Origin of the sequence: Bradyrhizobium sp. AUGA SZCCT0283 (assembly GCF_018130385.1) — a bacterium.
Classification (GTDB): domain Bacteria; phylum Pseudomonadota; class Alphaproteobacteria; order Rhizobiales; family Xanthobacteraceae; genus Bradyrhizobium.
Genome location: NZ_JAFCLU010000003.1, coordinates 356451 through 380068 on the forward strand (window position 1 = coordinate 356451; position 23618 = coordinate 380068).

Below are 23618 nucleotides of genomic sequence, written 5' to 3' on the forward strand. Positions count from 1 at the left end.
GGGCCTATCCCGCCCCGCCCTGGATCACGCCGAACCAGCCGAGACCCTTGTACGTCTCGTAGCCGGGCGTGGCGTGGAATGCGACCAGCGCGCCGGAGCGGTCCTGATGGAAGCCGGAGCGCCGCCCCTCCAGTGGAAGCGAGACGCGCTCGGTGAGCAGGCCCTGGCCGTCGGACGCCGCGATCACCCGGAAATTCGAATCGACCAGCAGCACGCGCGCCTTGTCGGCGGCGCCGACGCGGACGCCCTGGACGATGGCGCGGGCTTGCGGCTCCCAGTCGAAATGGATCGCCAGCACGCCGATCGGCTTGGCGTTGGCCTTGCCGCCGGCGCGAACGCTGGCGCAATAGGTCACGACCTGGGCGTTGCCGAGCAACGGCTGGCATTCGACGTCGCCGACGGCGTAATCGTCACCGGAACGCAGGTCCCGTGCCGCGCGAAACCATTTTGTGTGCGCCACGTTCTGGCCCACGACGCCAAAGCGATCGGCGCGGCCATTGGCGCGCACATGGCCGTCGAGATCGCATAGCCAGAGATCGAGATAGACGGTATAGGCGCCAAGGATCACGGCCATCCGTTCCGACGCATGCGCGACAGCAGCCGCTTCCGGCGCCGCCGCGCAATCGACGACGGCGGAGTCGGTCGCCCACCAGCGCACGTCGCAGGTGCGCTCATAGAGGTTGCGGTCGATCAGCTCGATGGCGTTCAGCGACAGATCGACCATGCGCTCGCCGCGCGAGCGGTCAGCCATCTGCGCAATCGAGTTCATCAGATTGCCGGTCCGGTTGGTGAGCTGGCTTTCAAGCTCACGGGCGATGGTCTCGACCTGCTGGCCGACATTGCGGACTTCCTGCGCCACCACGGCAAAGCCCGCGCCTTGGGCGCCGGCGCGCGAACTCTCGATCAGCGCGTTCAGCGCCAGCATCTTCATCTGGTTGGTGATCTTCTGGATCGACTTGGTCTTCTCGCAGGCGACCTGGTTGACCTCGGCGGTCAATCTGGCAATCAGTGCGGAAACGTCGGCTTCATCCTCGGCGCCTGCTGCATTGGCTGGCTGCTTTGCGATCGTTGCGGTTTGGGAGCGAAGCGCGACGGACATTGGCGGGAATTCCTCAGTCTTTGTGCGTTTGCCGATCTTCTGCGGATCGGCGGGACTCGACGGGAGCGCGTTTGACTCCTTTGTCGGGGATCATGGCTAACGATTGGTTTATGTTCTGGCGTCCCGCGGGTAGTATTACGGGGACAAGTTGCATCTTCTTTGTGCAAGTCGTTTTTGTCGGCATAGGCTCAAAGCCGACGTGGCCGAGGTTGTGTCAGCCCGGCCACAACGATTCGCGGCGCGCCGCCGCACGACGCCAACGCCCCGGTTGGCGTTTGCCCAGCGGCGGCATTGCCCCTATGTCTCGAAGGCATCATGACGCTTCCCGCATCCGCACTTCCTGTTGAACTGCCGCCGGCGTTTCTCGGCGTGACGCGTTCGGCGACCGGCAAATTGTGGCGCGACCGGCTCGATGCCAGGGGGGCGGCGCGGGCGCTGGCGATCACGCAGCGCTACCAATTGCCGGAGATGCTGGCGCGCGTGCTGGCGGGCCGCGATGTCGGGATCGACGAGGTCGAGGATTTTCTCGATCCGACCATCCGTAAACTGATGCCCGATCCCCACACCGTGACGCAGATGGAGACGGCGGCGAGTCGTATTGCCGACGCTGCCGCGCGCGGCGAGAAGGTCGCAATCTTCGGCGATTACGACGTCGATGGCGCGACCTCGGCCGCGCTGCTGGCCTGGCATTTGCGCCATTGCGGGCTCGATCCCTTGATCCACATCCCCGACCGTATCTTCGAGGGCTATGGCCCCAACGTCGAGGCGGTGCGGGCGCTCGCCGGCAAAGGCGCGACGCTGCTCGTCACCGTCGATTGCGGCACCACCAGCCTCGAGCCGCTGGCGGAAGCGCGGAAGCTCGGCATGTCGGTCGTCGTCATCGACCATCACCAGACCGGCGACGAATTGCCTGAGGTCGACGCGCTGGTGAACCCGAACCGGCCGGACGATCTCTCCGGCCTCGGCCATCTCGCCGCCGTCGGCCTGGTGCTGATCACGCTGGTCGCGGTGAACCGGGAATTGCGCGGCCGCGGCTTCTGGAATGCCGAACGGCCTGAGCCGGACCTGCTCGGCATGCTGCACCATGTGGCGCTGGGCACCGTCGCCGACGTCGCGCCGCTCACCGGGCTCAATCGCGCCTTCGTCGCCAAGGGCCTGATCGCGATGCGCCGCCGCGACCATGTCGGCCATACCGCGCTGATGGATGTGGCGCGGCTGAACGGCCCGCCTGAAGCCTGGCATCTCGGCTTCATGCTGGGGCCGCGCATCAATGCGGGGGGAAGGATCGGGCGCGCCGATCTCGGGGTGCGGCTTTTGCTGGAGGGCGACGTCTCGGAGGCCGCGCGGATCGCCGCCGAACTCGACCGACTGAACAGCGAGCGCCGCGTCATCGAGCAGGCGGCGGAGGCGCAAGCCGAAGCCGAGGCGCTGGCGTCGCTCGGTCTCGAGGACAAGGGCGCGGTCATCGTGACCGCCGCCGAGGGCTGGCACCCCGGCATCGTCGGCCTGGTCGCCTCGCGGCTGAAGGAGAAGTTTGCGCGCCCCGCCTTTGCGATTGCGCTGGAGCCGGGCGGCATCGGCACCGGCTCGGGCCGCTCGATATCGGGCGTCGATCTCGGCAAGGCGGTGCGGCAGGCGGTGAAAGAGAAATTGCTGATGAAGGGCGGCGGCCACGCCATGGCCGCGGGCGTGACGCTGCGCAAGGAGAAGCTCGCGGAATTTCGCGCCTTCATGGAAAGCGCACTCGCCGAGGACGTCGCCAATTCCCGTCACGAGAACGAGCTGTTCATCGACGGCGCGGTGAGCGCGCGCAGCGTGACGGTGGAATTCGCCAACATGCTGAACCGCGCCGGGCCGTTTGGCGCTGCCAATCCGGAGCCGGTGATCGCGTTGCCGGCGCATCAGCTCGTCTATGCCGACGAAGTGGGACAAGCGCATCTGCGCCTGCGTTTCAAGTCCGGCGACGGCGCCATCGTCAACGGCATCGCGTTCCGTTCGGTCGGCCAGAAGCTCGGTCACGCGCTGACGCAAAACCGCGGCCAGCCTTTGCATGTGGCGGGCTCGCTCGCGGTCGATCGCTATCAGGGTTCGGAACGCGTGCAGTTGCGCGTGCTCGACGTCGCGGTGCCGGATCCGGGGCCAGCCCTGATCAGGTAGTTCAACAATTAAGAACAACAATGGGAGAAGAAATGACGGGACAGGTTCAGGGCAAGGTCGCATTGGTGACGGGCGGCGCATCGGGCATTGGCGAAGCGGTTTGCGAATTGCTGGCGCGCGAGGGCGCCTCAATTGCGGTGACCGATGTCGACGATTTGAAGGGCCCCGAAGTCGTCGCGCGGATCAAGAAGGCCGGTGGGGAGGCGAGCTTTTGGCATCACGACGTCACCAGCGAAGAGCGCTGGATCGAGGTCGTGGCCGAGGTCATGAAACGCTACGGGCGGCTGGACGTGCTGGTCTCGAATGCCGGCATCGGCATCTCGGTGCCGTCGATTACCGAAATGTCGCTGGAAGACTGGCGGCGGCAAACCGCGATCAATCTCGACGGCGTGTTTTTATCCGTGAAGCACTGCCTGCCGGCGATGCGCAAGACCGGCGGCGGCTCCGTCATCATGATGTCGTCGCTCGCGGGCCTGCGCGGCGCGGCCGGTCTTTCCGGCTATTGCGCGACCAAGGGCGGCGTGCGGCTGTTCGCGAAAGCGATCGCGATGGAATGCGCCACCTTCGGCGACGGCATCCGCGTCAACTCGGTGCATCCTGGCATCATCGACACGCCGATCTGGGGCAAGATACCGACCGAGGCGGCAGGCGCCGGGCAGAACGCACCGATCGATCCGGAGGAGCGGGCGAAAATGGCAACGCCGTTGGGACGTGCCGGCCATGCTGAAGAGATCGCGCAGGGTGTGCTGTATCTGGCGTCGGATGCGTCGCGTTACGTGACGGGGACCGAGCTTGTCATCGATGGCGGGATGAATGCGGGTGGGGTCGCACGCAGGGTGTGAGCCATCTCATTGGAGGACACACCATGACGCAGAGCGTGGAGTTTTTGGACCTCATCAGAACCGCCTTTCCAGCAGAACCGGTGCCCGCTCAATTCTTTTGGAGGCAGGGGAAAGACTCGCTTGATCTCGATATACCCCAGGAACTCAGAAGCAGACTATTGGGGCGCCCGTGGACAGAAGTTACTCTCATGGATTGGAGGATGACCGGAACGTCGCCCGTTTTGGCCAGACGTTATTTGGAGCCCGGGACCTTCATGTACTACGTCCCTTCAATCATTGTGGGTGTGTCTCAGGATATTGGATTTGTCGAGCTTGCTCTCGAAGGGATAATTCCTGACAATAAATATCACGTGCCGCGTGGGCAATGGTGGTCCGAGTTCTCTGGAATTGCTTCGCTGGATCAGCGGGCGGCACTGTCTGCGTTTCTCTCACATATCCGGCGTATGTCTTGGGACGAGATCGGTCCCGCTAACCAATATCTTTTGGAGCATGCGGAGAGCGTATGGTCTAATTGAACGATGATTTCTGTTCTGCGATTGCTGACGCCCGCTATGACGGCGGGTTAGCCTCCCTGCCTCAACCGCGCCAGCACCTTCAGCCCGCCGTAGCCGTCGGCCGGCAAGAGTCCCATCTTGGCCTGATAGTCCTTCACCGCTTTCATGGTGTCGTTGCCGACACGGCCGTCGGTGCCGCCGGTGTCGAAGCCCGCCTTTGTCAGCCGCGTCTGCAACTCCTGCACTTCCGCAAGTGTCAGCGTGCGTTCGGAGCCGGGGAAGGGCTGGATGAAGGGCGGTGCGCCCAGAATGCGGTCGCCGAGATGGCAGATCGCCAGTGCGTAGTTCATTGACGGGTTGTAGCTTTTCACCGAATAGAAATTCGGGCCCAACAGGAACGCCGGGCCGCCCGAGACCGGCACCCACATCTGCGCCGAGGCGTTCGGCTGCGGGAACGGTTTTCCGTCAGCGCGCGTCACGCCGGCGCTGGCCCATGCCGCGTAGGTCCGGCTGCCGCTCGAAGATCCGCCGGACGCGCGCACTTCATAGCCCCAGTGTTCGCCGCGGTGATACTTGCCGCGGTTGAGCAGATAGCGCGCGCTGGAGCCGAGCGCATCGTCGGGCTTGCCGAACGGCGAGACCCGGCCGTCCTTGTCGTAGTCCATGCCGACATTGAGCCAGACTTCCGGCATCCATTGTGTGTGACCCATCGCGCCGGCCCAGGATCCCCGCATTTCCTCCGGCGTGCCCCAGCCGCGGTCGACGATTTTCAGCGCGTTGATCAGCTCGGTTTCCCAATAGCTGCGGCGGCGCGGCTCGTTCCAGGCCAGTGCGGCGAGCGCCGGGAAAATCGGCCGCATATGGTTCTGCTGCACCAGCGGATCGCCATAGGCTGATTCAACGCCCCACAGCGCCAGCAGCGTGCCGCGCTCGACGCCGAAATCCTGCTCGATCCGCGCGAACAGCGCCTCGTGCTTCTTCAACGCTTCGCGGCCGTTGATGATGCGCCAGTCCGAGACGCGGCGGTTGATGTATTGCCAGATCTGCTCGTGGAATTCCGGCTGCTTCTGCATCTGCCGGAACACGCTCATGTCGGGCTCGATGCGGCCCATCACCCGCGTCCAGGTCGCGTCCGAAATGCCTTTTGCAAGTGCGCGCGAACGAAAATTGTCGCGCCACGCGTCGAAGCCGGGTGGCGCTGCCGCGAACGCGGGAAGCCCCGTCGCGAGCAGGGCGCCGGCGCCGAGGCCGCCTCGCAGCAGGGCGCGGCGGGTGGGAGCAACAGGGGAATCAGGCTGTTTCATGCCGGCATTCTAGCGGCGCGGCGGGCCCGCGCCAAAAGCCATGACGCCGCGGGAACCGGCGATTCCGGCAGAATGCGTGGCAATTTTGCCGGAACGCTTGGCCATGGACGGGGTGCGGGTGTCTCTTATAATCAAGAAAGTACCGACAACAGAAGGTAGAAAGCATGTCACACGCCCGCAGCGAATACAGGGATTTCATGGCGCTGACACCTGACGCCTACGCGGCCGTGCTGGCGCTCGGCCAGGTCGCGGGCAAGGCGGGCATGGACAAGCAACTGCTCGAACTGATCAAGCTGCGCGCCTCGCAGATCAATGGCTGCGCCTTCTGCGTGCAGTATCACATCCTGGAGGGCGAGAAGCTCGGCGTGCCCACCGATAAACTCAATCTGGTGGTGGTCTGGCGCGAGGCGCCGCAGTTCTCGCCGCGCGAGCGCGCGGCACTGGCCTGGACGGAAGCGCTGACCTTGCTCAGTGAGGGCGTCAGTGACGAGGTCTATGCAGAGGCGAGTGCGGAGTTTTCGGAGAAGGAGCTCGCCTATCTCACGTCGGCGGTGGCCTCGATCAATGTTTGGAACCGGTTCGGCGCGGCGTTTCGCTGGACGCCGCCGGCGCGGAAGACGGCCGTCGGGGCGGCGGCTTCCTAGCGATTAGTTCTCGCGGCCTTCCCGGGCATTGTGCCGAAGCACATCCTCCGGCAACGCTTGCACCACGGCGGCGACAGCCGGAGGATCGGTGCCGATCTCGCGGCCGCGGCCGCGGATCAGCCGTTCATAGGACGCGATCAGGGTGGTGTAGGGGTTGACCCAGATCCAGCCGTCGCGCGTGAACACCTGCACGTCGAAGTGAAGGTGGTACGAGGTGCCGTTCGGGAAATCGAGATAGTTGGAGACCATGCCGATCTTTTCGCCCTCAGCGACCCGGCGCCCGTTGAGAATGCCGTCCGCATCCATGGCTGACGGGTTCATGTGCATGTAGCGAAAGCGGATGTGCTCGTTGCTTGTGTTGATCTGCAGCGTTGCCGCCTCCTGCTTTGGTGCACGGATCAGGATGCCGTCGCGGACGGCCACGACGGCCTGCTTCCTCGGATGGCAACTGCTTTCGCTGTTGCTGTTCGGCGGGCAGGGGGCGGGGCGGATGTCCTGGCCCTGATGCCCGAAGCCGGCGGCGCATTGCCCGACCTGGAAGCTGCGCGCTTCGCAAAAATTGTCCCGCCACGGATAGACGCTGCGGCCCGCCTCGGAATTTTTCCTGCCGAAGGATTGCGAGCGAATGGCGGCCGGGGCTTTCTCGAGCGGAAAACGGATTTGCGAATAGGCGGCAAAATCGGCGCGTCCGCCGCGCCGGCGCACGCTGCTGCGGGCGATGATGTCGCCGCCCGGGTAATAGGTGAAGTCGGGCGAAACCGCCGTCGGACGTTCAGCGATCTCGGGCGGAATGTCGTGGCGCGGCTGCGACGGTTGTCCGCCCGCGATGCGCAAGGCTTTCAGGAAGCGCTCGGCAATGGGATAGGCCTCGCGGCAGGCCAGCCGCCGAGGCCGCGGCGTCGAGTCGAGGCACTGGATCGACACCACATAGGGCACGCCGAAGCGCGTGAAGGCGTAGCGCACATAGCCTTCACGGATGAAGCGGCGCATGTCCGGGAATTGCGCCGCCAGCGCCTTGACCGGCTCACCCTTGCCGCCAAGCGGATCGGCGAGGTCGTAGACGAGGATCGAGCCGGTGATCTGCACTTCGACCGGCTTGGCGAAGGTCCGCGAGCCGCCTGCGCCGGGGTGCAGCGAAAACACCGCGTCGTAGCCGGCCGGACCGGCGTGAAACAGGTCTGCGGGGCGGAAATCGGCCTGGTAGCGCGACAGCGGAAGCGGTGTGCCGTCGGCCTGGTCTTCGAGGTAGCCTGCCGTATCGAACGGCAACAGCACCGGCACCGGGCTGCGTCCGATCCCGGCGAACGTGCTTGCGTTGATGGCGTTCAGTTGCACCAGCGCGGGCGTCGAGCGCGGATCCCATGCCGGCACCCGCCGCTGGCCGGCAAATGTAAATCGGGAAGCGATCGCGGGCCGGGTGCCGATCTCGGTGCGGAGCTGATCGACAACCGCCCGCCATTCGACGCGGACGGCCGTGATCGACGGCGTCCTGAACTCTTCGGCGGCGGCTGCAGTGAGCCCGGCTGCGAGCAAACAAAGGGCTGCCAGCCAACGCATGAGCAAGCGGACAGCCCTGGTATTCAATGCATCGCCCCCCGGCGTGCCCCGCAATCTAATGCGCGGTCTTAATCCTTCGCGCGCTCGACGTAAGAGCCATCCTCGGTCATGACCACGATCCGCGTTCCCGTTCCGATATGCGGCGGCACTGCGGTGCGCACGCCATTGGAGAGGATAGCAGGCTTGTAGGAGGAAGACGCGGTCTGACCCTTGGTGACCGGCTCGGTCTCCACAACTTCCAGGGTCGCGCGCTGCGGCAGCTGGATCGCGACCGGATTCATGTCGTGAAGCGACAGCTTCACCGTCATGTTCTCCTGCAGATAGGGCGCGGCCGAACCGACGATTTCCTTGGAGACCTGGACCTGGTCGTAGGTCTCGGCATTCATGAAATGGAAGCCGTCGGCATCTTCATACAGGTAATTGTAATTGTGATCCTCGACGGTCGCCTTCTCGACCTGGTCGGTGGTCTTGTAGCGTTCCGAAATCTTCACGCCATCGCCAATCCGGCGCATTTCGATCTGGCTGACCGGAGTTCCCTTGCCGGGATGGATGTTTTCGGCGGTCAGGACGACGTAAAGCCGGCCGTCCTGCTCGATGATGTTGCCCTTGCGAATAGAACTGGCGATGACTTTCAAAGCTGTTTTCCTGAATTTCTGGCCTCTGGCCAATCCGGACATCGTGTCCAAGGGGCCAAATCGGGCGGTTTCGGGCTGCAACATACTGATTTTGCCCGTCGATGCCAGTGTTTTACCGCCATTTCGGACGGACAGACTGAGGCCATAACGGTCCGATTCCGGCCGCCTATTGAGTGCGCCGGTCCGGTAACTTGACCGCCTTGGCATTGTGGTCGGCGAAATCAGGAGGGATCGAGAACTGCCCGGTCTTCATGTCGTAGGCGCAACGCCAGCCCTCGACCCAGGGTAAGGGCTTATCTTCGCCCTGGGCGTCGAAGGTGAGGCTGATCACGAGATAGCGGCTGTCGGGCCAATGCTGTCCCAGCCAGGCGTAGTTCTCGTCCAGTCCTTTGAGCAGATGCACCTGCGCGTGATTGAGCGAGTCGTGGTCCTTGGGATCCCGATTGATTTCTTTGGCGATCGGCTGGCTGTAGAAATAGTCCCAAGCCAGGTCGCCCAGGGGCTTTGCGGTAGCGGACGCAAATTGATGGCCGCTCCGCCGATACAGGAACAACGTGTGATAGCCCGCGCCGAGCTTTTGCATGCGCACCAGCCATTGGCTGTTGGGGCTGAACCGGAACCCGGCGGGGTATCCGGCGAGATCGCTGTCCTCCCTGGGATTGAGAAGCGAGCCGCGCCGTTTCCGGTCGAACGACCAGAACTGGTAGACGACGTCGTCATCCGACTTCCTCGAATATTGCTCGATACGGACCTGACCATCGGGAGAGGTGAAGGCCTCGTCCGCCAAACGCTTGAATTTTCGGCCGGGACTGTCCGCGCTGGCCGGCGCCACCGTGACCAGTGCCATTAACAAAAGGATTGCAGTTCTTCCCAGCCAACCGCCAGACATGCCCATATCCTGTTGCAAATTCTGGCCATTGGACGGCTGAGCCGGCCACAAGGTTCAGCACTCGGGCCTCGGCTATCGGGCGGAATGGACAAGGCGGGCGGGTTTCGCCATGACAGGATGGATAAAGCGCGGGACGTTGCCGCCCTATGGTGGCATCATAGAGAAAGTCGAACAATTTCAATGGTATTTGCCGATTCCTTGAATGCCTGTTTGGGCTCTGCGGAGAGTGCGCCGTGGCTGGGCAAGGACCGCTGCTGATGGTCGGGGCCGACCAGCCGTCGCCATGGTGGTCGCCCGCGCGGCACGCCGATCGAAAGCCGTTCCTGCTGGCGCGAGCTGCGATCACGAGGGCGGTGCGGGCCTGGTTCGACGAGCAGGGTTTTTCCGAGGTCGAGAGCGCCATCCTCCAGGTATCGCCGGGCAACGAGACGCATCTGCATGCCCCGCGAACCGAGCTGACCAGCGGCGACGGCACGCGCGTGACGCGCTATTTGCGGACTTCGCCGGAGTTCGCCGCGAAGAAACTGCTCGCCGCCGGTGAAGCCAAAATATTCGAGTTCGCGCGCGTGTTCCGCGATCGCGAGCGCGGCGATCTGCATTTGCCCGAATTCACGATGCTGGAATGGTACCGCGCCGAGGCAAGCTATGACGCTGTGATGGCCGACACCGTCGTCGTGATCGCGCATGCGGCGCAGGCGACCGGAATCGGCCGGTTTTCGTTCCGGGGCAGAACGGCCGATCCCTTCGCCGAACCGGAACTGCTGACGGTGGCGGCGGCATTCGAGCGCTTTGCCGGGATCGATCTGTTGGCCACGATCGCGAATGGCGAGGGCGATCGCGTGGCGCTGGCGGCGGCGGCGAGCGCGCGGGTGCGGGTCACGGATGACGACACCTGGTCGGACATTTTCAGCAAGGTGCTGGTCGAGCATGTCGAACCGAACCTGGGGCAGGGGCGTTTGACTGTCTTGTTCGAATATCCGGCGCCGGAGGCCGCATTGGCGCGGACGAAGGCGGCCGATCCGCGCGTCGCCGAACGGTTCGAGGTCTATGCCTGCGGCGTCGAGCTTGCCAACGGGTTCGGCGAACTGACCGACGCGGCCGAGCAGCGCCGCCGTTTCGCCGCTGACATGGACGAGAAACAACGGCGCTACGGCGAGCGCTATCCGCTCGACGAGGATTTTCTCGCAGCGGTTGCCGCGATGCCGCCGTCAAGCGGTGTCGCGCTCGGTTTCGACCGGCTGGTGATGCTGGCCAGCGGCGCGCTGCGGGTCGATCAGGTGGTGTGGACGCCACCGGCAGGAGAGACATGAACAGGATAGATCCGAAACTGGCGGCCACGCTGCGGCAGCCCGCCGAGCTCGTCGAGCGCGGGTTGGCGAAGGTGACCGACCTCGCCGACCTCGAACGGGTCGCCGCGCGCTATGCGATTGCCGTGACGCCCGATATCGCCGGGCTGATCGACACGGAAAACCCTGACGATCCGATCGCGCGGCAATTCATTCCGAGCGCGCTCGAACTGGTGAGCGTAGCAGGCGAAAACGCCGATCCGATCGGCGACGACGCGCATTCGCCCGTTCCCGGCATCGTCCACCGCTATCCCGATCGCGTGCTGTTCAAGCTGGTGCATGTCTGCGCGGTGTACTGCCGGTTCTGCTTTCGCCGCGAGATGGTCGGGCCGGGCAAGGCAACGGCGCTGTCAGAGGACGCCTATCGCGACGCGCTGGACTATATCCGCAAGCACACGGAAATCTGGGAAGTCATCCTGACCGGCGGCGATCCGCTGATGTTGTCGCCACGGCGGCTGGCCGAGATCATGACAGACCTCGCAAGTCTCGATCACGTCAGGATCGTCCGCATCCACACCCGCGTGCCCGTGGCGGCGCCGGCGCGCATCGATGGCGACATGATCGAAGCGTTGCGCGTTGACGGCGCGACGACCTGGATCGCCGTTCATGCCAATCATCCGCGCGAATTGTCGGGCGAGGCGCGGGCCGCCTGCGCGCGGCTGGCAGATGCCGGCATTCCGCTGGTCAGCCAGACGGTGCTGCTCCGCGGCGTCAATGACGATGCGGCTGTCCTGGAAGCGCTGATGCGGGCCTTCGTCGAAAACCGGATCAAGCCCTATTACCTGCATCATGGCGATCTGGCGCCGGGGACGTCGCATCTGCGCACCACGATCGCGGAGGGCCAGGAACTGATGCGCCGTTTGCGGGGCCGCGTCTCGGGCCTGTGCCAGCCGGATTATGTGCTCGATATTCCCGGCGGCCACGGAAAGGCGCCGATTGGCCCGAATTATTTGTCGCATGCAGGTTCCAGGGAATATGATCTATCCTTGGAAACGCGGTATCGTATCGTCGACTATTGCGGCGACGTTCACCTCTACCCGCCAGAGCCGTGACCTGCGATGACGGAGGACGGCGAGGGGAAACGGGAGCCGCCGGAAGATGAGGGCAATCGCGGCATCGAAAACGCCGTGATGCTCGGCTTCTTCGTGGTGCTGGTGGCCGCCGGAATCTGGTTGCTCAGCACCATGGCCGATGTACGAAAGGCGCAGGACTGCGCTGCCCAGGGACGCCGCAATTGCGCAACGATCGACGCGCCGGTGCGGTAGGAATAAACAGAAGGACGGGAGAACCAGCATGCGAAAAATAATCCTCTCGATGGCGCTGATGGTTCTAATCGGCGGCCCGGACGCGTTCGCACAGGGCTCGTCGTCCGTTTCGAAGAATTCGGACAAGCCGCTGCCTCAGGCGCCGGTCGGTCATCGGCAGCCGCGCGCCAGCGATGTGCCCAGCGAGAAGAACCTGAGCGACCCGAACGATCCGCTGAGCAAGGAAAACGCCGCGCTCGACCGCAAGATCAAGAGCATCTGCCGCGGCTGCTAGGGCACTACTCATCACTGACACGGGAGGTCGCCTGCCCGCTGCAACGTTGCGAATGATCGCGGTCGCTGCCGTCTGCTTGTGTGACGGCGCATTCGCCGCCGCGGCCGGACGGCCGCGCCATGCGCTGGCGTCCGTTCAGGGATGGGCCAGCGCTTCTCAGTCCATGGATGCGCTCAAGGCAACCCGGCCTGCGAAACAAAATGCCGTTCGGACGCCGGCAGCCGACCGCGATCCCTATGTCGACCCAGGGGCACCTTACAAGGCCAATCGCCTTTCGTCGCCGCGTGCGACCGAACCGATCCTCAACATTCCCGGGCAAACCACCGTCCTGACGCGGGACGTGCTCGACGACATGAAGGCCACCAGCGTCAGGGACGCCTTGCGTTCAACCGCGGGTGTGACGGTTGGAAGATAAGAGAAGCGGCCTTGCTCCGGTCGCTTTCGATCTCGTCACCGCAGCTAGTAATCAAGATCCGACAGGAATGTGGTGTTTACGATTTCGAACTCGGACTCTCGCCAATTCTTGAATAGCGCTGCGCGCGCCAAACGATGCATTGCTAAATCCGAGGTGCTGCATTTCACCGCGTGGTGATCTATGCCTGAAATCTCGAGCAGCGCATCGAAGCTTGCCTGACGATCCTCGCGATTCTCGATTTCTGCGAAGTAGATCGTGTGGTCGTGCTTTCCCATAGCCCAGCAAAATTGAACGCGATCCCGGTCAGCGGCATATGCCAAATTTGGGACAAGCAGAGCTGCGGTTAACAGCAATCGAATGACCGGGGCAAAGCTGTTCACAATCCTTGGCGTCATTGCGCGATTCCAAAATAGCGTTGTTTGAGTTGCCCGGCCCCGCGGCCGCTACGGCTTGGTGACGGGCCTGACCTTGGCAGCAACGTATATTTCGGCGCACGATTTCTTCATGTGAGGTACACCACAGGCTGGTCGATTCTTGCCAAGCGTACGACGGTGCTTGTTACGGGTAATCATCCATTTGCATGAGAAGTAATCCGGATTTATGCGTCCGCGCACCGGATCGAGGGCGCAGCTTCATTGAAACGGAAGCAGGGCGCGCCGATGGCGTGCCCTGCTTCACCATCATTCGACTGGCGGCTAGGCCGAACGCTCCTCCGGGACATTGCGCGACTGCGCATTCCTTCGCGTCGCCACCGCATCGGCCAGCACGTTCAGCGCGGACACCGTCGTCTCCCAGTCGATACAGCCGTCGGTGATGCTCTGCCCATATGTCAGCGGCTTGCCGGGCACCACGTCCTGGCGGCCGGCGACCAGATTGCTCTCGATCATGACGCCGGTGATGCGCTGCTCGCCGTTCGCGATCTGCTGCGCGATGTCGGTTACGACCAGCGGCTGGTTTTCCGGCTTCTTGTTGCTGTTGGCGTGGCTGGTGTCGATCATGAGCCGCGGCGCCACGCCGGCACGGGCCAATTCGAGGCACGCGGCATCGACGCTTTCCCGGCCATAGTTCGGCTGGTGGCCGCCGCGCAGGATGATGTGGCAGTCCTCGTTGCCGGTGGTTGCCGCAATCGCCGAGCGGCCGCCCTTGGTCACCGCCATGAAATGGTGCGGGTGCGAGGCCGACTTCACGGCATCGGCTGCGATGCGGACATTGCCGTCGGTGCCGTTCTTGAAGCCGACCGGGCACGACAGCCCCGACGCCAGCTCGCGGTGGATCTGGCTCTCGGTGGTGCGCGCGCCGATCGCCGCCCATGCCATCAGGTCGGCAATGTATTGCGGCGTCGTCATGTCGAGGAATTCGGTCCCGGCGGGCAGGCCGAGATTGTTCACCGCTGACAGCACGTTGCGCGCCAGCCGCAGGCCCCTGTTGATATCGAAGCTGCCGTCGAGGTTGGGATCATTGATCAGCCCCTTCCATCCGACCGTCGTGCGCGGCTTCTCGAAATAGACCCGCATCACGATCTCGAGGCGGTCGGCAAGCTGTTCGCGAAGAGCGGCGAGGCGCTCGGCGTACTCCACGGCGGCAACGGGATCGTGCACCGAGCAGGGACCGACGACGACCAGCAGGCGGTCGTCGGTGCCGTTCAGGATGGCGTGGATGGCGTTGCGCGCCGCCATCACCACACGCGTCGCGGTCAAGGTGCGCGGTATCTCACGCATCACCTCCTGCGGCGTACTCAGCTCTTTCAGTTCGCTAATTCGAAGGTCGTCGGTGGTGCTCAACACGGCAGTGGCTCCTGTTCGTTGGGAACCTGCCGGCCAATAAAAAAGCCGCCAGGTTTGGCGGCTGTTCGGACTTCTTGGCTTCAATTCGTCAGATTGAGCGCGATCCTCCCACCGCCAGCGAGCTGTCGTAGCTAAAATACCAAAAGCTGTTGGCGGCGATCATGATCATGGCGGGCTCTATAGCGCACCCGTCCGGGCTTGTCATCCCATAATCGGCGTCAGGATTTGCGCGCGGCGAGCGCCATGCCGACCAGCGACGCGCCGCCGAGCACGAGATTGATCCCGACCAGGAGGCCGATTGCCCATTCCGCCGAACCCGGCAGCCCGGTTACGATGATGAATGCGATCACGAGATCCATCACGCCCGAGATCAGCAGCCAGGACCAGCGTTCCGACAATTCGCGGCGGTGCTCCAGCGCGTACATGATGGTAACGACGCCTTCGGCCAGAAAATAGGCGCCGACCACGATCGTGAGCGTGAGGACGCCCTCCACGGGCTTTGCCAGCAGGATACCGCCGGCCAGAACGGCCAGCGCCGCCGAAAACAGCGACCACCAGAAGCCCGGCATCTGCCGCGCCCAGTAGGTGGCGAACAGCCCGGCAACGCCGCTGATCAGGAACATCCAGCCGAGGAAGATGGCGACGGCGAGGCTTGCCAGCGGCGGCACGATCATCGCAGCCAGGCCGAGCAGGGCGAGCACGATGCCTTCGAACAGGAAGGCTTTCCAATGCGCCTTCACCACAGCGTTCATTTCGGACTGCAGTTTGCCGATGTCCGGGGGGATATCCTGGGGAAGGGTCATTGGAAACTCCCGATGCCTGCCGCGCCGATGGCGTGCCCAATATAGCTGGTGCGCCGTCTGCGGGTAAAATTTGTTCGCGGACCTTTTTGAGCGAGATCAACGACGGAAGGATGACATTCAGCCCGGCTCGGGCGCGGACGAAAATCCTTCCGAGGACGTCCTGATGCGGTTGCGGCCAAATACATAAACCGCCGCCGTCGCCAGCAACAACCCCAAGCCTATCAGAATGGAGGTCAGGCCGAGCGGAATCAGAAGCAGCGACGCGTTGCGCTCGGGATTGACGAACCAGTGATGGAGCGAGGTCAGCACGAAAGCAGCCCCGGCGAAGCCGGCGCCGCTGCCCACCAGCAGCAGGGCCCACATCCGCCGCAACTGGCTCAGCCGCTCACGCGCGATCTCGGTGCGCGGCGCATGGTGGCGGCCGACGCGCCGCACCAGCCGTATGGCAAATCCAATCGAGCTGAAGCCGATCAGCAGGCTTGCCGCCCCGAGCAGCATTCGCGTGGTGGGGCCGAGATCGGCATGTTTCTGCAATGTCAGCAGCGGAAAATCGAATGCGGCATGCAGCGCGACCGGCGCGAACAGCGCCAGGCACCAACTTGAAATCCGGGCCCAGTCGCGATGATGCCGATGCGCGCCCAGCGCCGTTCCCGCGCGCGCGATCGCGATATAGGCGCCTGCGATAATGCCGAGCGCGCCGTGAAACGGCACCGTCAGCACGCTGCGCAACGCGGCCAGCGAACGCCACATGTCGGCGTGCTGCACGAGATAAGCGAGGTTTTCGTAAGCCGCGAAGCCGAGGCCCGCCGCCGCGCCGTAGACCACGGTATCCATCGGGTCGGCAAACGCACGCCGCCGCACCGATACCGCAATGATCACGAGGACCTTCACGATCTCTTCGGGGGCGGCGACGCCGAAGACCGAGCGCAGGCCCTGCGTCATCCAGGGGTTTCCCGGCACCGCGAGGATCGCGGCAAACGGGGCCCGCGCAATTCCCAGGAGAGAAATGCTGGCAGCCCCGAGCAGGAAAGCGAGCCATACCCGCGTGGGCGGGCCCGGGCGCTCGTCGGCGGCAATGACGAGCCAGAGCACCAGCAACGCCGGCGCAATGGCGGCAACGCCGATCGATGTGGGGAGGGCCTGCAGCAACAACATGTCGGGAACTTTACCTCGTCAGGTGCCCAAATGGCCGCAAATTCAGTTGTTTGCAAGAAACCAGAACGCGACTCGTTGTCGCCAAGAACAATTTGAAATCCGGGCCTCCTGGGGCTACGCGGCGGCCTTGCCGCCGATCTTGCCATGGACCATCAGCAATCCCGCCAGCGCGACCAGCGCGAAGCCGGCGCCGGCCAGGAACGTGCCCTGCGGCCCGGTGACATCCCAGAGCGCGCCGGCAATGACGCTGGCTGCGAGCATAGCCAGGCCGCCGAGCAGGTTGAAGAATCCATAGGCCGTGCCGCGCAACTCGGCCGGCGCGGTATCCGCCACGAGCGCGGCCAGTAACCCTTGCGTCAGCCCCATATGCAGGCCCCACAGAACGACGCCCAGCGCAACGCCGCCGACCGACGGCAGCAGGGCCAACGCGATGTCAGCGGCAACCAGCAACAGAATGCCGACCGCCAGCACGGCCGTGCGGCTGATGCGATCCGAGATGACGCCGGCGGGATAGGCCGCGACGGCATAGACGACATTCATCGCCACCAGCACGGCGGGCGCGAGCATGATCGGCAACCCTACATTCGTGGCGCGCAGAACCAGGAATGCCTCGCTGAAGCGCGCCAGCGTGAAGACGCTCGCCACCGCCACCACCCACCAATAGGCGGCCCCCAGGTTTTTGATCTCGGCCAGGCTGATCGGATTACGCACGGCGCGCAGCTCTCTCGGCCGCTCCGGTTCACGCACGGCGAAGACGATCAGGGCCAGCGCCAGGAAGGCGGGAAGCACGGCAAACCAGAACACGGCCTTGAAGTTGTCTGATGTCCACCACATCAGGGCGATGGCGAGCAAGGGGCCTGTGAAGGCGCCGACCGTGTCGAGCGATTGGCGCAGCCCGAAGCTCGCGCCGCGCAGATCGGCCGGCGAGAGGTCTGCCACCAGTGCGTCACGGGGGGCGCCACGGATGCCCTTGCCGATCCGGTCGACGAAACGCGCCGCCACCAGCCAGGCAACCGTTGGCGCCAGCGGAAAGACCGGCTTGGTGAAAGCCGCCAGACCGTAGCCGAAGGCTGCGAGCCATTTGCGCTCGCCGAGCCGGTCTGAAAGCGCGCCGGAGAATATTTTCGTAATGGAGGCGGTCGCCTCGGCGATGCCTTCGATGATTCCGACCGTCACCATCGATGCGCCAAGCACCGACACCAGGTAGATCGGCAGCAGGGCGTGGATCATCTCCGACGAGACATCCATCAGCATCGAGACGAAGCCGAGGACCCATACGCTCGGTGGAATATCCCTGATCGAATAGGTCGGCCTTGCTTCAGCAGCCATGTCGCCCTGCGCGCCGTCTCATCGCGCCAACAGCCGCCGGCACGCTTCGACAAAGACCTCGGCCCCCGTGACGATGTCGGCGTCGGCGGTGTTCTCGGTCCAGTGGTGAGAGATGCCGCCGATCGAGGGCACGAACAGCATGCCCGCCGGCATGACGGTCGCGAGGACCTGGGCGTCGTGACCGGCGCCGCTCGGCATGCGGAGTGACCTGCCGCCGGCACAGGCTGCGCTGGCTTGTTCGATGGCCTGCTGGAAGGAGACATCCATCAGCGCGGGCGTGCCGGTGCGAATGCGTTCCACGGCGACGCTGCAGCGGCCCTGTTTGTCGACCTCCGCGGCCATGCTGCGCAGGAGATCCTCCAGCCGCGCAATCACGGCCGGATTGTCGTCGCGAATCTGGAACAGCATTTCCGCGGCTCCCGGGATGATACTCGGCGCGCCGGGATCGAGGGTGATGCGGCCGGTGGTCCACACCGTGCGGGGGCCGCAGGCGGCGGGGAAGCGATCGTCGACAGCGACGCAAAATCTGGCGAGCGCGAGGCCGGCGTCCTTGCGGATGGCCATCCGCGTGGTACCGGCGTGGTTTTGTTCGCCCGTGAAGGTGATGCGGTATTGCCAGATCCCGACGATGGACGTGACTACCCCAATTTTGAGGCCGCTGCTTTCGAGCGTCTCGCCCTGTTCGATATGGGCTTCGAGATATCCGATATGCCGCCCGCGTTCGCACCGGGCGCGGGCGCGGCCGGCGAGACCGGCCTCGCGCAGCGCGTCACGCATGCTCTTGCCATTGCGGTCGCGTGCCGCGTCGATATCAGCTTCGGTGACGCCGCCGACATAGGATCGGCTGCCGAGGAAGTGTCCGAAATGCCCTTCCTCGTCGCACCAGGACGCAACTTCGACCGCGCCGTTTGTATTCGGATCGCGATTGATGACGCGGGCGGCTTCGAGCGCATAGACCACGCCGAGCGGCCCATCGAGCCAGCCCGCGTGGTTCTGGCTTTCGAGATGCGACCCCGCCAATAATTTCGGCCCGGGTTTCGTGCTGGTGCCGAGGATGTTGCCGATGCCGTCGATCCCGCCCGTGAGTCCGGCGTCGGGAAGGCGCTGCACCAGCCACTGCAGGGAACGCAGATGCGGTTCCGAAAACGTCGGCTTGTGAACGCCGGTCTTGTAAGTGCCGATCGCACGCAACGCGTGAAGATCGGCGAGGACGCGGGCGCCATCGGCGCGTGAGAGATTATCATCAGCCATGGATTCACATATCGGTCCGTAGTTCTCCGGGGTAGAACAAAGTTCCTGATGTGTCCGGAATAGAACAAAGTTCCGGGAAAGTCGCCGCCTGATCTATCCTTCCGACAGCAGCGCCAATGCGATGACTGCAAGCCATGCCACGATGACGAGCGCCGCCACCGCGCCACCTGTTATCTTCGCTTTCTCCTTTAGCGTGTAGCCGCGCATTTTCTCGCAAGCGTGTGAGAGGGTTCGCGCCCTTGCGGGAGGATAATTCGATCGCTCAATTGCATCAAAGAAATAGTTCGCGTTTTGCGAGCGGAAAATGCGGGGCGCGAGCAGGGAATGGCCCAACGCCGTGGCAGCGCCTCGGCCGCCGTTTCGGCCGGTCGTCGGCCGCCGCTCGCGCGCGAACCGAAAGGCCTTGCTGCAGGCGTAATGGAAATCCGCGTTGGCGGCGTTAGGAGAGTTCGCCTCGCCGCATAGCGACCATGGCGCGGCCTTCGGTCAGGCGGTTCTTCATGGCGGCGACGACCTCATTGGCAAACGCAATTTGAGGATTGGTCAATGCCAAATGAGAATCGGTCGAGGCCAGACAATGAACTTGAGATGCCTTCGATGGGTATCCGGCCCGGGCTTCAAATGCATCGAGCTGATGCTCGAAGTTCGCGAGCGCCTGTTTCAGATTAGCCAATTCTTTCGCGCGGGGATCTCGAGCCATACGATGCTCCCAAGACGAGGCTGCCAGGACGAGGCTCCAGGACCGGAGGGCGTGTGCATCAGGCGGTGCACGCAACGCATCAGAACTTGTTGACCGTGGGCAGGCAGCCGGAACGGCGGCCTGCCCACAGCAAACAACGCGACGTCATGCGGGACTTAGGCGAGGCGAATGTGGCCTTGGTTCTTGCGTCGATAGGCCAGGAAGCCAACGCCGAGGAAGCCGAGCAGCATCATGGCCCAGGTCGACGCTTCGGGAACACCCGTTACGACATCCTGCTGATATCCGAAGCCCAACTGCTTGAAGTAATCAAAACCTGCTCCCAGTCCATCGATTCGAATTGTCTTGATGAGTTCACCCGTTCCCGCTTTCGCTTCGAAACCGATGCGTGTGAAGTCGCCATTATCCGTGATGAGGAACTGAAAGACCGAGTCGAACTGGTCGGTGATCGTCACCTTGATTTGTTGGTCATCATTACCGAAGACCGCGCCGCGGAACGAAAACAGGTTAAATGCGGTTCCGTCCTCTGGCGTAATCCACAAGGTGTTAATTGGAGTGGTCACGGGCCGGGGGGAGCGCTGGTGGTCGCATTGATGGACGCGGTGCCGCTCGCGGTATCGACGGCGACGTTCGCCATGAAGTCGATCGTTTCGGACCCGGAGGTACCAAAGAAGGTGGTGTTTGCCGCAAACGAGCCGTTGGCGAGATTCACGGTCTGACCGACCGGCGTCAGATCAAGGATGAAGTCAGCTCGCGCGGCAGAGGCCAACGAGAGAACAGCGGCTGATATTAATGCGGCTGCCAATATTCTGCGTGATTTAATCATGGTCGTACTCCTGCCAGTACTGGAATTCGCAATAACTTTATCGGCTGGCTTGATATGCCAGCTTTTCCCGAATGTATCCATTCATTAAAACTTGGTAAAGCGATTTAACCTTACCGCCATACCGCGCAGTAAATTAATTTAATCGATCGAAGGTTGTGTCGTATCCGCGCCGCACCTTTATTTGAAGCACTCGCTGCGGCTGCATTTGTGCTTGCAAATCCGTGGCGCAATTTAATTGGGGACGATATTCAATGTGTATTAAATGAGCGCCCGAAGCTCGGAATTATCACGTGCGGGGAAAGACGCGAAGCGCGTCCTCGACCGCACGATTGGTTTGCCAAGGACCGAAATAGACGCTGCGTATCAATGCATGCGCGAATTTGCCTCAAACGGCAAACCGGTTGATCTCGTCCCCGACAGGGAATTCCAAAGCGCAGTTGGCGTTGCTCTTCCCCACAAGCTGCTTCACCGCGTTCGGATCTGGATGCCTTGCGCTCCTGACCGGGTGCGGACGTTCACTCGGCGTGCCGGCACACGATATCGCAAACGACCGCGCGGCACCGAGACCGCGCGGCATCGAGGCCCCACTGCAAGGAAGCCCGACCGCACTAGGATCAGGAAGACTGTGTATTTATTCCTGCTATTCTACCTTGAAAAGAACGTCAGCGTTTTGCCGCCGGAGATCGCCTGCGGCGCCAATAGAAAGCGCAACCGGCGATGGCTTGCGGCTCATGCCAGACGACTGAGGCGCTAACGCCGAATTAATCTCATCAGCCTATTATCTTGGGCAGTTCTAGTTGGGTGCCGCGTAAAGGAGCCGTCGCGAGGGACGGTCCGGCGACGGCTCTTTTTTTGTTCGCTCATTTGGGGTTGATGCACGTGACCAATACATTGGAAAAGCAGAGCCAAACCGAACAACCCGAATCGACGGCACCGACCAGGAAATCGAGCCGGAAATCGATCCTGGCGTTTGCGGTGTTCGCTCTTGGAATAAACACTACTGCGGCCGTCTATACACTGTCGCCTTCCGATCTTGCTCTGCCTGATATCAGCAGTCTGGCCGAACTGCTTCCGCACCAGAAAGCTTCCGATTCAATACTGGATCCGGCTGTCGCCGCATTGAAGGATATTCAGTCGGCCCAGCAGCAACACGTTGCCTCGCTGCAAGAGAACAGCTTCTTATTGCAGCAAAACACCGATCTTCTTCAGCAGGGTTCAATTACGCTTGCTTCTCTAAGACAGAGCGTCGTGGATGAGCACGTCGACGTGAAGAAAATATCCGCTCAGATAACGGATGAACATGCAGACGTGAAGAAGATGTCTGCTCAGATTGTCACGCTTATAGCGAAGGTCGACTCGCTGCAAAAAGCAATAACCCCGGAAGTAACTTCCTCCATTCCAACAAGGCACGCTCGTAACCGGCTGTCCCGAGCCGTGCACAAGAGGATGGCTCGGCAGCCTAAACCTGTGGGACCTATTTCTCTTGGAGGAGCCCCCCTGAGTCTCCCAGCTACCACGCCAACCCCAGAAGGCTGAAGAACGAGAAAGCGAGGCGCGGGGCTTCGGTCCCGCGCTCCGGACCTATTTGAAGAAGTGATGGATCCCGTTCAGCCCGAGAAGACCGGCGATAATCAGATAGACCGCTACTGCGCCGCTAACGATGCGGGGTGCACACGCCGGCGATCGATGCCGGCCGTTCAACTATGAGGCAGGAGCCGCACCGCGACGTAAAAGGGCGACAATGATCGCTACGCCGGTAAGCTATGCATGGCAGCCCCGTCACAACTCCACGAGGCGAGATTCACAAATGGGCGAATCCGGACATGTCTACGCATTGGTGTTGGGCGAACATTGGACATGGAAGGGTGTGAGCTAAGCCATTGAGATAGATGGCGCTCCCTAGCGGAATCGAACCGCTCTCTCCACCGTGAAAGGGTGGCGTCCTAACCGATAGACGAAGGGAGCAAAACAACCGGAAAATCAACGCGTTATGCGATTGATAGGCCGTGTTGGCCGCCGGCCGTCCTGTTCCATGGAGGCGGCGACGGGCGAACGTATAGTGGCGTTTGGCCGGGTGGGCAAGCCGCTCGAAAACCCGTTTTTTGCGGCCGTTCCGGGTCTCCATCGACGCCCGGGGATGGCGGGATGCAACGGATTTTAAAGCCGCATGGCGTAAGGCTTTCATCGGGGGAACTTCCGACATGGCCTTGCTATCGAGCAAAAAGCGCGAGACGCGTAAATCATTGAGTCAGCCCGGGTGGATCACGCTCGAGGGCGGTTTTGCCGCGCGCCAATGCGTGGTGCAGGATCTGTCCACGACGGGGGCGAAGGTCACGATCGACGATCCCAATTCGCTGCCGGCGAAGTTGCGGCTGGCGTTTTCGCGCGACACCAGGACCGGACGCCGCTGCGAAGTGGTCTGGCGCCGCGGCAAATCGGTCGGCGTCAAGTTCGTCCGCTAGAGCGTTTTCGAGCGAAGTGGACACCGGTTCGCGTCAAGAAAACGCGTCAAAACAAGAATCGAGAGCCCGGTTCTGATTCAATCAGAACCGAAAGGCTCTACTCTGGCACTGATCGGCGAGCGGCGATAAAAGGCGGGATGCGAAAATCCCTCCTGGTCATGATGGCTGTGGTGCTGCCTTCGGTTGCCGCGGCTGCCGAGCAGCCCCGTCCCCAGAAGCCCGACAAGGCCGCAACATCCGGCAAGCTGCTGCCGCTGAAGCGCTCGAATTCGGCCAACGCCTGCGCGGAGTACGGTGCGGGCTTCGTCAAGATCGAAGGCACCAACACCTGCATGAAAATCGGCGGCGCGGTGAGCGTCGGCGCCGGCGTTTCCGGCGGCTCACGTTAGC

26 protein-coding genes, 1 tRNA gene and 1 pseudogene are annotated in these 23618 nt (G+C 63.0%); 12 read left to right on the forward strand and 16 right to left on the reverse strand.

Going from position 1 to position 23618, the window contains the following annotated elements; translation table 11 throughout:
- Positions 1 to 4: 4 nt before the first annotated feature.
- Positions 5 to 1099, reverse strand: a complete 1095-nt coding sequence (locus tag JQ624_RS07135; RefSeq protein WP_212418130.1) for a methyl-accepting chemotaxis protein — start codon at positions 1097 to 1099, stop codon at positions 5 to 7.
- A gap of 315 nt (positions 1100 to 1414) precedes the next feature.
- Between JQ624_RS07135 and recJ the strand changes: the two genes are divergently transcribed.
- The 3 genes from recJ to JQ624_RS07150 are packed head-to-tail and all read left to right on the forward strand — an operon-like array spanning position 1415 to position 4613.
- Positions 1415 to 3256: a single-stranded-DNA-specific exonuclease RecJ gene (gene recJ / locus JQ624_RS07140; RefSeq protein WP_212418131.1), complete on the forward strand. Its 1842-nt coding sequence runs from the start codon at positions 1415 to 1417 to the stop codon at positions 3254 to 3256.
- A 32-nt stretch (positions 3257 to 3288) separates the two neighbouring features.
- Positions 3289 to 4098, forward strand: a complete 810-nt coding sequence (locus tag JQ624_RS07145) for an SDR family NAD(P)-dependent oxidoreductase (RefSeq protein WP_212418132.1) — start codon at positions 3289 to 3291, stop codon at positions 4096 to 4098.
- A gap of 23 nt (positions 4099 to 4121) precedes the next feature.
- A complete protein-coding gene (locus tag JQ624_RS07150; RefSeq protein WP_212418133.1) occupies positions 4122 to 4613 on the forward strand; it encodes a hypothetical protein in 492 nt (163 codons plus the stop codon).
- 47 nt (positions 4614 to 4660) lie between these two features.
- Here the strand turns inward: JQ624_RS07150 and JQ624_RS07155 are convergent, their stop codons facing one another.
- Positions 4661 to 5896, reverse strand: coding sequence for a lytic murein transglycosylase (locus tag JQ624_RS07155; protein WP_212418134.1), 1236 nt, complete (start codon positions 5894 to 5896; stop codon positions 4661 to 4663).
- A 164-nt stretch (positions 5897 to 6060) separates the two neighbouring features.
- On the opposite strand from JQ624_RS07155, the gene JQ624_RS07160 reads away from it, so the two are divergent.
- The gene (locus JQ624_RS07160) at positions 6061 to 6540 is read left to right on the forward strand and encodes a carboxymuconolactone decarboxylase family protein (protein ID WP_212418135.1); all 480 of its coding nucleotides are present in this window, start codon (positions 6061 to 6063) and stop codon (positions 6538 to 6540) included.
- 3 nt (positions 6541 to 6543) lie between these two features.
- Here the strand turns inward: JQ624_RS07160 and JQ624_RS07165 are convergent, their stop codons facing one another.
- The 3 genes from JQ624_RS07165 to JQ624_RS07175 all read right to left on the reverse strand — a co-directional run bounded on the left by JQ624_RS07165 (position 6544) and on the right by JQ624_RS07175 (position 9621).
- On the reverse strand, positions 6544 to 8097 hold the full coding sequence (locus JQ624_RS07165; RefSeq protein ID WP_212418210.1) for a M23 family peptidase: 1554 nt from the start codon (positions 8095 to 8097) through the stop codon (positions 6544 to 6546).
- Between the two features lie 68 nt (positions 8098 to 8165).
- Positions 8166 to 8732, reverse strand: coding sequence for an elongation factor P (efp, locus tag JQ624_RS07170; protein WP_212418136.1), 567 nt, complete (start codon positions 8730 to 8732; stop codon positions 8166 to 8168).
- 166 nt (positions 8733 to 8898) lie between these two features.
- Complete coding sequence (locus tag JQ624_RS07175; protein ID WP_212418137.1) at positions 8899 to 9621, reverse strand: hypothetical protein; 723 nt, start codon at positions 9619 to 9621, stop codon at positions 8899 to 8901.
- Between the two features lie 257 nt (positions 9622 to 9878).
- On the opposite strand from JQ624_RS07175, the gene epmA reads away from it, so the two are divergent.
- Genes epmA through JQ624_RS07200 form a run of 5 tightly spaced genes read left to right on the forward strand, consistent with a single transcriptional unit; the run spans position 9879 to position 12921 of the window.
- Complete coding sequence (epmA, locus tag JQ624_RS07180) at positions 9879 to 10931, forward strand: EF-P lysine aminoacylase EpmA (RefSeq protein ID WP_212418211.1); 1053 nt, start codon at positions 9879 to 9881, stop codon at positions 10929 to 10931.
- Positions 10928 to 12019, forward strand: coding sequence for a lysine-2,3-aminomutase-like protein (locus JQ624_RS07185; protein ID WP_212418138.1), 1092 nt, complete (start codon positions 10928 to 10930; stop codon positions 12017 to 12019). Before epmA ends, JQ624_RS07185 begins: the two co-directional genes overlap by 4 nt.
- A 6-nt stretch (positions 12020 to 12025) precedes the next feature.
- A complete protein-coding gene (locus JQ624_RS07190) occupies positions 12026 to 12232 on the forward strand; it encodes a hypothetical protein (RefSeq protein ID WP_212418139.1) in 207 nt (68 codons plus the stop codon).
- Between the two features lie 28 nt (positions 12233 to 12260).
- Positions 12261 to 12506, forward strand: a complete 246-nt coding sequence (locus JQ624_RS07195; RefSeq protein ID WP_212418140.1) for a hypothetical protein — start codon at positions 12261 to 12263, stop codon at positions 12504 to 12506.
- Positions 12507 to 12558: 52 nt separating this feature from the next.
- On the forward strand, positions 12559 to 12921 hold the full coding sequence (locus JQ624_RS07200; protein ID WP_249129480.1) for a TonB-dependent receptor plug domain-containing protein: 363 nt from the start codon (positions 12559 to 12561) through the stop codon (positions 12919 to 12921).
- A 44-nt stretch (positions 12922 to 12965) separates the two neighbouring features.
- Here JQ624_RS07200 and JQ624_RS07205 read toward each other — a convergent pair whose 3' ends face one another.
- The 9 genes and pseudogenes from JQ624_RS07205 to JQ624_RS07245 all read right to left on the reverse strand — a co-directional run bounded on the left by JQ624_RS07205 (position 12966) and on the right by JQ624_RS07245 (position 20766).
- Positions 12966 to 13316, reverse strand: a complete 351-nt coding sequence (locus JQ624_RS07205) for a hypothetical protein (RefSeq protein WP_212418141.1) — start codon at positions 13314 to 13316, stop codon at positions 12966 to 12968.
- Positions 13317 to 13616: 300 nt separating this feature from the next.
- Positions 13617 to 14705, reverse strand: coding sequence for a 3-deoxy-7-phosphoheptulonate synthase (locus JQ624_RS07210; RefSeq protein ID WP_212418142.1), 1089 nt, complete (start codon positions 14703 to 14705; stop codon positions 13617 to 13619).
- 218 nt (positions 14706 to 14923) lie between these two features.
- Entirely contained in the window at positions 14924 to 15508 is a 585-nt protein-coding gene (locus tag JQ624_RS07215; RefSeq protein ID WP_212418143.1) for an HdeD family acid-resistance protein, read from the reverse strand.
- A gap of 117 nt (positions 15509 to 15625) precedes the next feature.
- On the reverse strand, positions 15626 to 16663 hold the full coding sequence (locus JQ624_RS07220; protein WP_212418144.1) for a PrsW family glutamic-type intramembrane protease: 1038 nt from the start codon (positions 16661 to 16663) through the stop codon (positions 15626 to 15628).
- A gap of 114 nt (positions 16664 to 16777) precedes the next feature.
- Entirely contained in the window at positions 16778 to 17992 is a 1215-nt protein-coding gene (locus JQ624_RS07225; RefSeq protein ID WP_212418145.1) for an MFS transporter, read from the reverse strand.
- Positions 17993 to 18010: 18 nt separating this feature from the next.
- The gene (locus JQ624_RS07230) at positions 18011 to 19243 is read right to left on the reverse strand and encodes a Zn-dependent hydrolase (protein WP_212418146.1); all 1233 of its coding nucleotides are present in this window, start codon (positions 19241 to 19243) and stop codon (positions 18011 to 18013) included.
- Between the two features lie 439 nt (positions 19244 to 19682).
- Positions 19683 to 19943, reverse strand: a complete 261-nt coding sequence (locus JQ624_RS07235; protein WP_212418147.1) for a hypothetical protein — start codon at positions 19941 to 19943, stop codon at positions 19683 to 19685.
- A gap of 155 nt (positions 19944 to 20098) precedes the next feature.
- A pseudogene (locus JQ624_RS39680) lies at positions 20099 to 20209 on the reverse strand (PEP-CTERM sorting domain-containing protein); the annotation flags it as partial.
- A 290-nt stretch (positions 20210 to 20499) separates the two neighbouring features.
- Positions 20500 to 20766 (reverse strand): hypothetical protein, encoded by a 267-nt coding sequence (locus JQ624_RS07245; RefSeq protein ID WP_212418149.1) that lies wholly within the window; start codon positions 20764 to 20766, stop codon positions 20500 to 20502.
- An 873-nt stretch (positions 20767 to 21639) separates the two neighbouring features.
- Here JQ624_RS07245 and JQ624_RS07250 point away from each other — a divergent pair.
- Positions 21640 to 22302: a hypothetical protein gene (locus JQ624_RS07250; protein ID WP_249129482.1), complete on the forward strand. Its 663-nt coding sequence runs from the start codon at positions 21640 to 21642 to the stop codon at positions 22300 to 22302.
- Positions 22303 to 22347: 45 nt separating this feature from the next.
- Here the strand turns inward: JQ624_RS07250 and JQ624_RS39685 are convergent, their stop codons facing one another.
- Positions 22348 to 22467 (reverse strand): DUF3096 domain-containing protein, encoded by a 120-nt coding sequence (locus tag JQ624_RS39685; protein WP_212418150.1) that lies wholly within the window; start codon positions 22465 to 22467, stop codon positions 22348 to 22350.
- A gap of 189 nt (positions 22468 to 22656) precedes the next feature.
- Positions 22657 to 22731 (reverse strand) — tRNA-Glu (locus tag JQ624_RS07260).
- A gap of 236 nt (positions 22732 to 22967) precedes the next feature.
- Here JQ624_RS07260 and JQ624_RS07265 point away from each other — a divergent pair.
- Both JQ624_RS07265 and JQ624_RS07270 read left to right on the forward strand, forming a co-directional pair.
- Positions 22968 to 23228: a PilZ domain-containing protein gene (locus JQ624_RS07265; protein ID WP_212418151.1), complete on the forward strand. Its 261-nt coding sequence runs from the start codon at positions 22968 to 22970 to the stop codon at positions 23226 to 23228.
- Positions 23229 to 23365: 137 nt separating this feature from the next.
- Positions 23366 to 23617 (forward strand): porin, encoded by a 252-nt coding sequence (locus tag JQ624_RS07270; protein ID WP_212418152.1) that lies wholly within the window; start codon positions 23366 to 23368, stop codon positions 23615 to 23617.
- Position 23618 lies beyond the last annotated feature (1 nt).

Coding starts and splice junctions, on each gene's coding strand:
- JQ624_RS07205 (WP_212418141.1), bottom strand. CDS start 13,316: ATGACGCCAAGGATTGTGAACAGCTTTGCCCCGGTCATTCGATTGCTG.
- JQ624_RS07215 (WP_212418143.1), bottom strand. CDS start 15,508: ATGACCCTTCCCCAGGATATCCCCCCGGACATCGGCAAACTGCAGTCC.
- JQ624_RS07145 (WP_212418132.1), top strand. CDS start 3,289: ATGACGGGACAGGTTCAGGGCAAGGTCGCATTGGTGACGGGCGGCGCA.
- JQ624_RS07245 (WP_212418149.1), bottom strand. CDS start 20,766: ATGATTAAATCACGCAGAATATTGGCAGCCGCATTAATATCAGCCGCT.
- JQ624_RS07155 (WP_212418134.1), bottom strand. CDS start 5,896: ATGAAACAGCCTGATTCCCCTGTTGCTCCCACCCGCCGCGCCCTGCTG.
- JQ624_RS07135 (WP_212418130.1), bottom strand. CDS start 1,099: ATGTCCGTCGCGCTTCGCTCCCAAACCGCAACGATCGCAAAGCAGCCA.
- recJ (WP_212418131.1), top strand. CDS start 1,415: ATGACGCTTCCCGCATCCGCACTTCCTGTTGAACTGCCGCCGGCGTTT.
- JQ624_RS07225 (WP_212418145.1), bottom strand. CDS start 17,992: ATGGCTGCTGAAGCAAGGCCGACCTATTCGATCAGGGATATTCCACCG.
- JQ624_RS07190 (WP_212418139.1), top strand. CDS start 12,026: ATGACGGAGGACGGCGAGGGGAAACGGGAGCCGCCGGAAGATGAGGGC.
- JQ624_RS07195 (WP_212418140.1), top strand. CDS start 12,261: ATGCGAAAAATAATCCTCTCGATGGCGCTGATGGTTCTAATCGGCGGC.
- JQ624_RS07165 (WP_212418210.1), bottom strand. CDS start 8,097: ATGCGTTGGCTGGCAGCCCTTTGTTTGCTCGCAGCCGGGCTCACTGCA.
- JQ624_RS07160 (WP_212418135.1), top strand. CDS start 6,061: ATGTCACACGCCCGCAGCGAATACAGGGATTTCATGGCGCTGACACCT.
- JQ624_RS07175 (WP_212418137.1), bottom strand. CDS start 9,621: ATGTCTGGCGGTTGGCTGGGAAGAACTGCAATCCTTTTGTTAATGGCA.
- JQ624_RS07150 (WP_212418133.1), top strand. CDS start 4,122: ATGACGCAGAGCGTGGAGTTTTTGGACCTCATCAGAACCGCCTTTCCA.
- JQ624_RS07230 (WP_212418146.1), bottom strand. CDS start 19,243: ATGGCTGATGATAATCTCTCACGCGCCGATGGCGCCCGCGTCCTCGCC.
- JQ624_RS07265 (WP_212418151.1), top strand. CDS start 22,968: ATGGCCTTGCTATCGAGCAAAAAGCGCGAGACGCGTAAATCATTGAGT.
- JQ624_RS07270 (WP_212418152.1), top strand. CDS start 23,366: ATGCGAAAATCCCTCCTGGTCATGATGGCTGTGGTGCTGCCTTCGGTT.
- JQ624_RS07220 (WP_212418144.1), bottom strand. CDS start 16,663: ATGTTGTTGCTGCAGGCCCTCCCCACATCGATCGGCGTTGCCGCCATT.
- JQ624_RS07185 (WP_212418138.1), top strand. CDS start 10,928: ATGAACAGGATAGATCCGAAACTGGCGGCCACGCTGCGGCAGCCCGCC.
- JQ624_RS07200 (WP_249129480.1), top strand. CDS start 12,559: ATGATCGCGGTCGCTGCCGTCTGCTTGTGTGACGGCGCATTCGCCGCC.
- JQ624_RS07235 (WP_212418147.1), bottom strand. CDS start 19,943: ATGGCTCGAGATCCCCGCGCGAAAGAATTGGCTAATCTGAAACAGGCG.
- epmA (WP_212418211.1), top strand. CDS start 9,879: ATGGTCGGGGCCGACCAGCCGTCGCCATGGTGGTCGCCCGCGCGGCAC.
- JQ624_RS07250 (WP_249129482.1), top strand. CDS start 21,640: ATGCACGTGACCAATACATTGGAAAAGCAGAGCCAAACCGAACAACCC.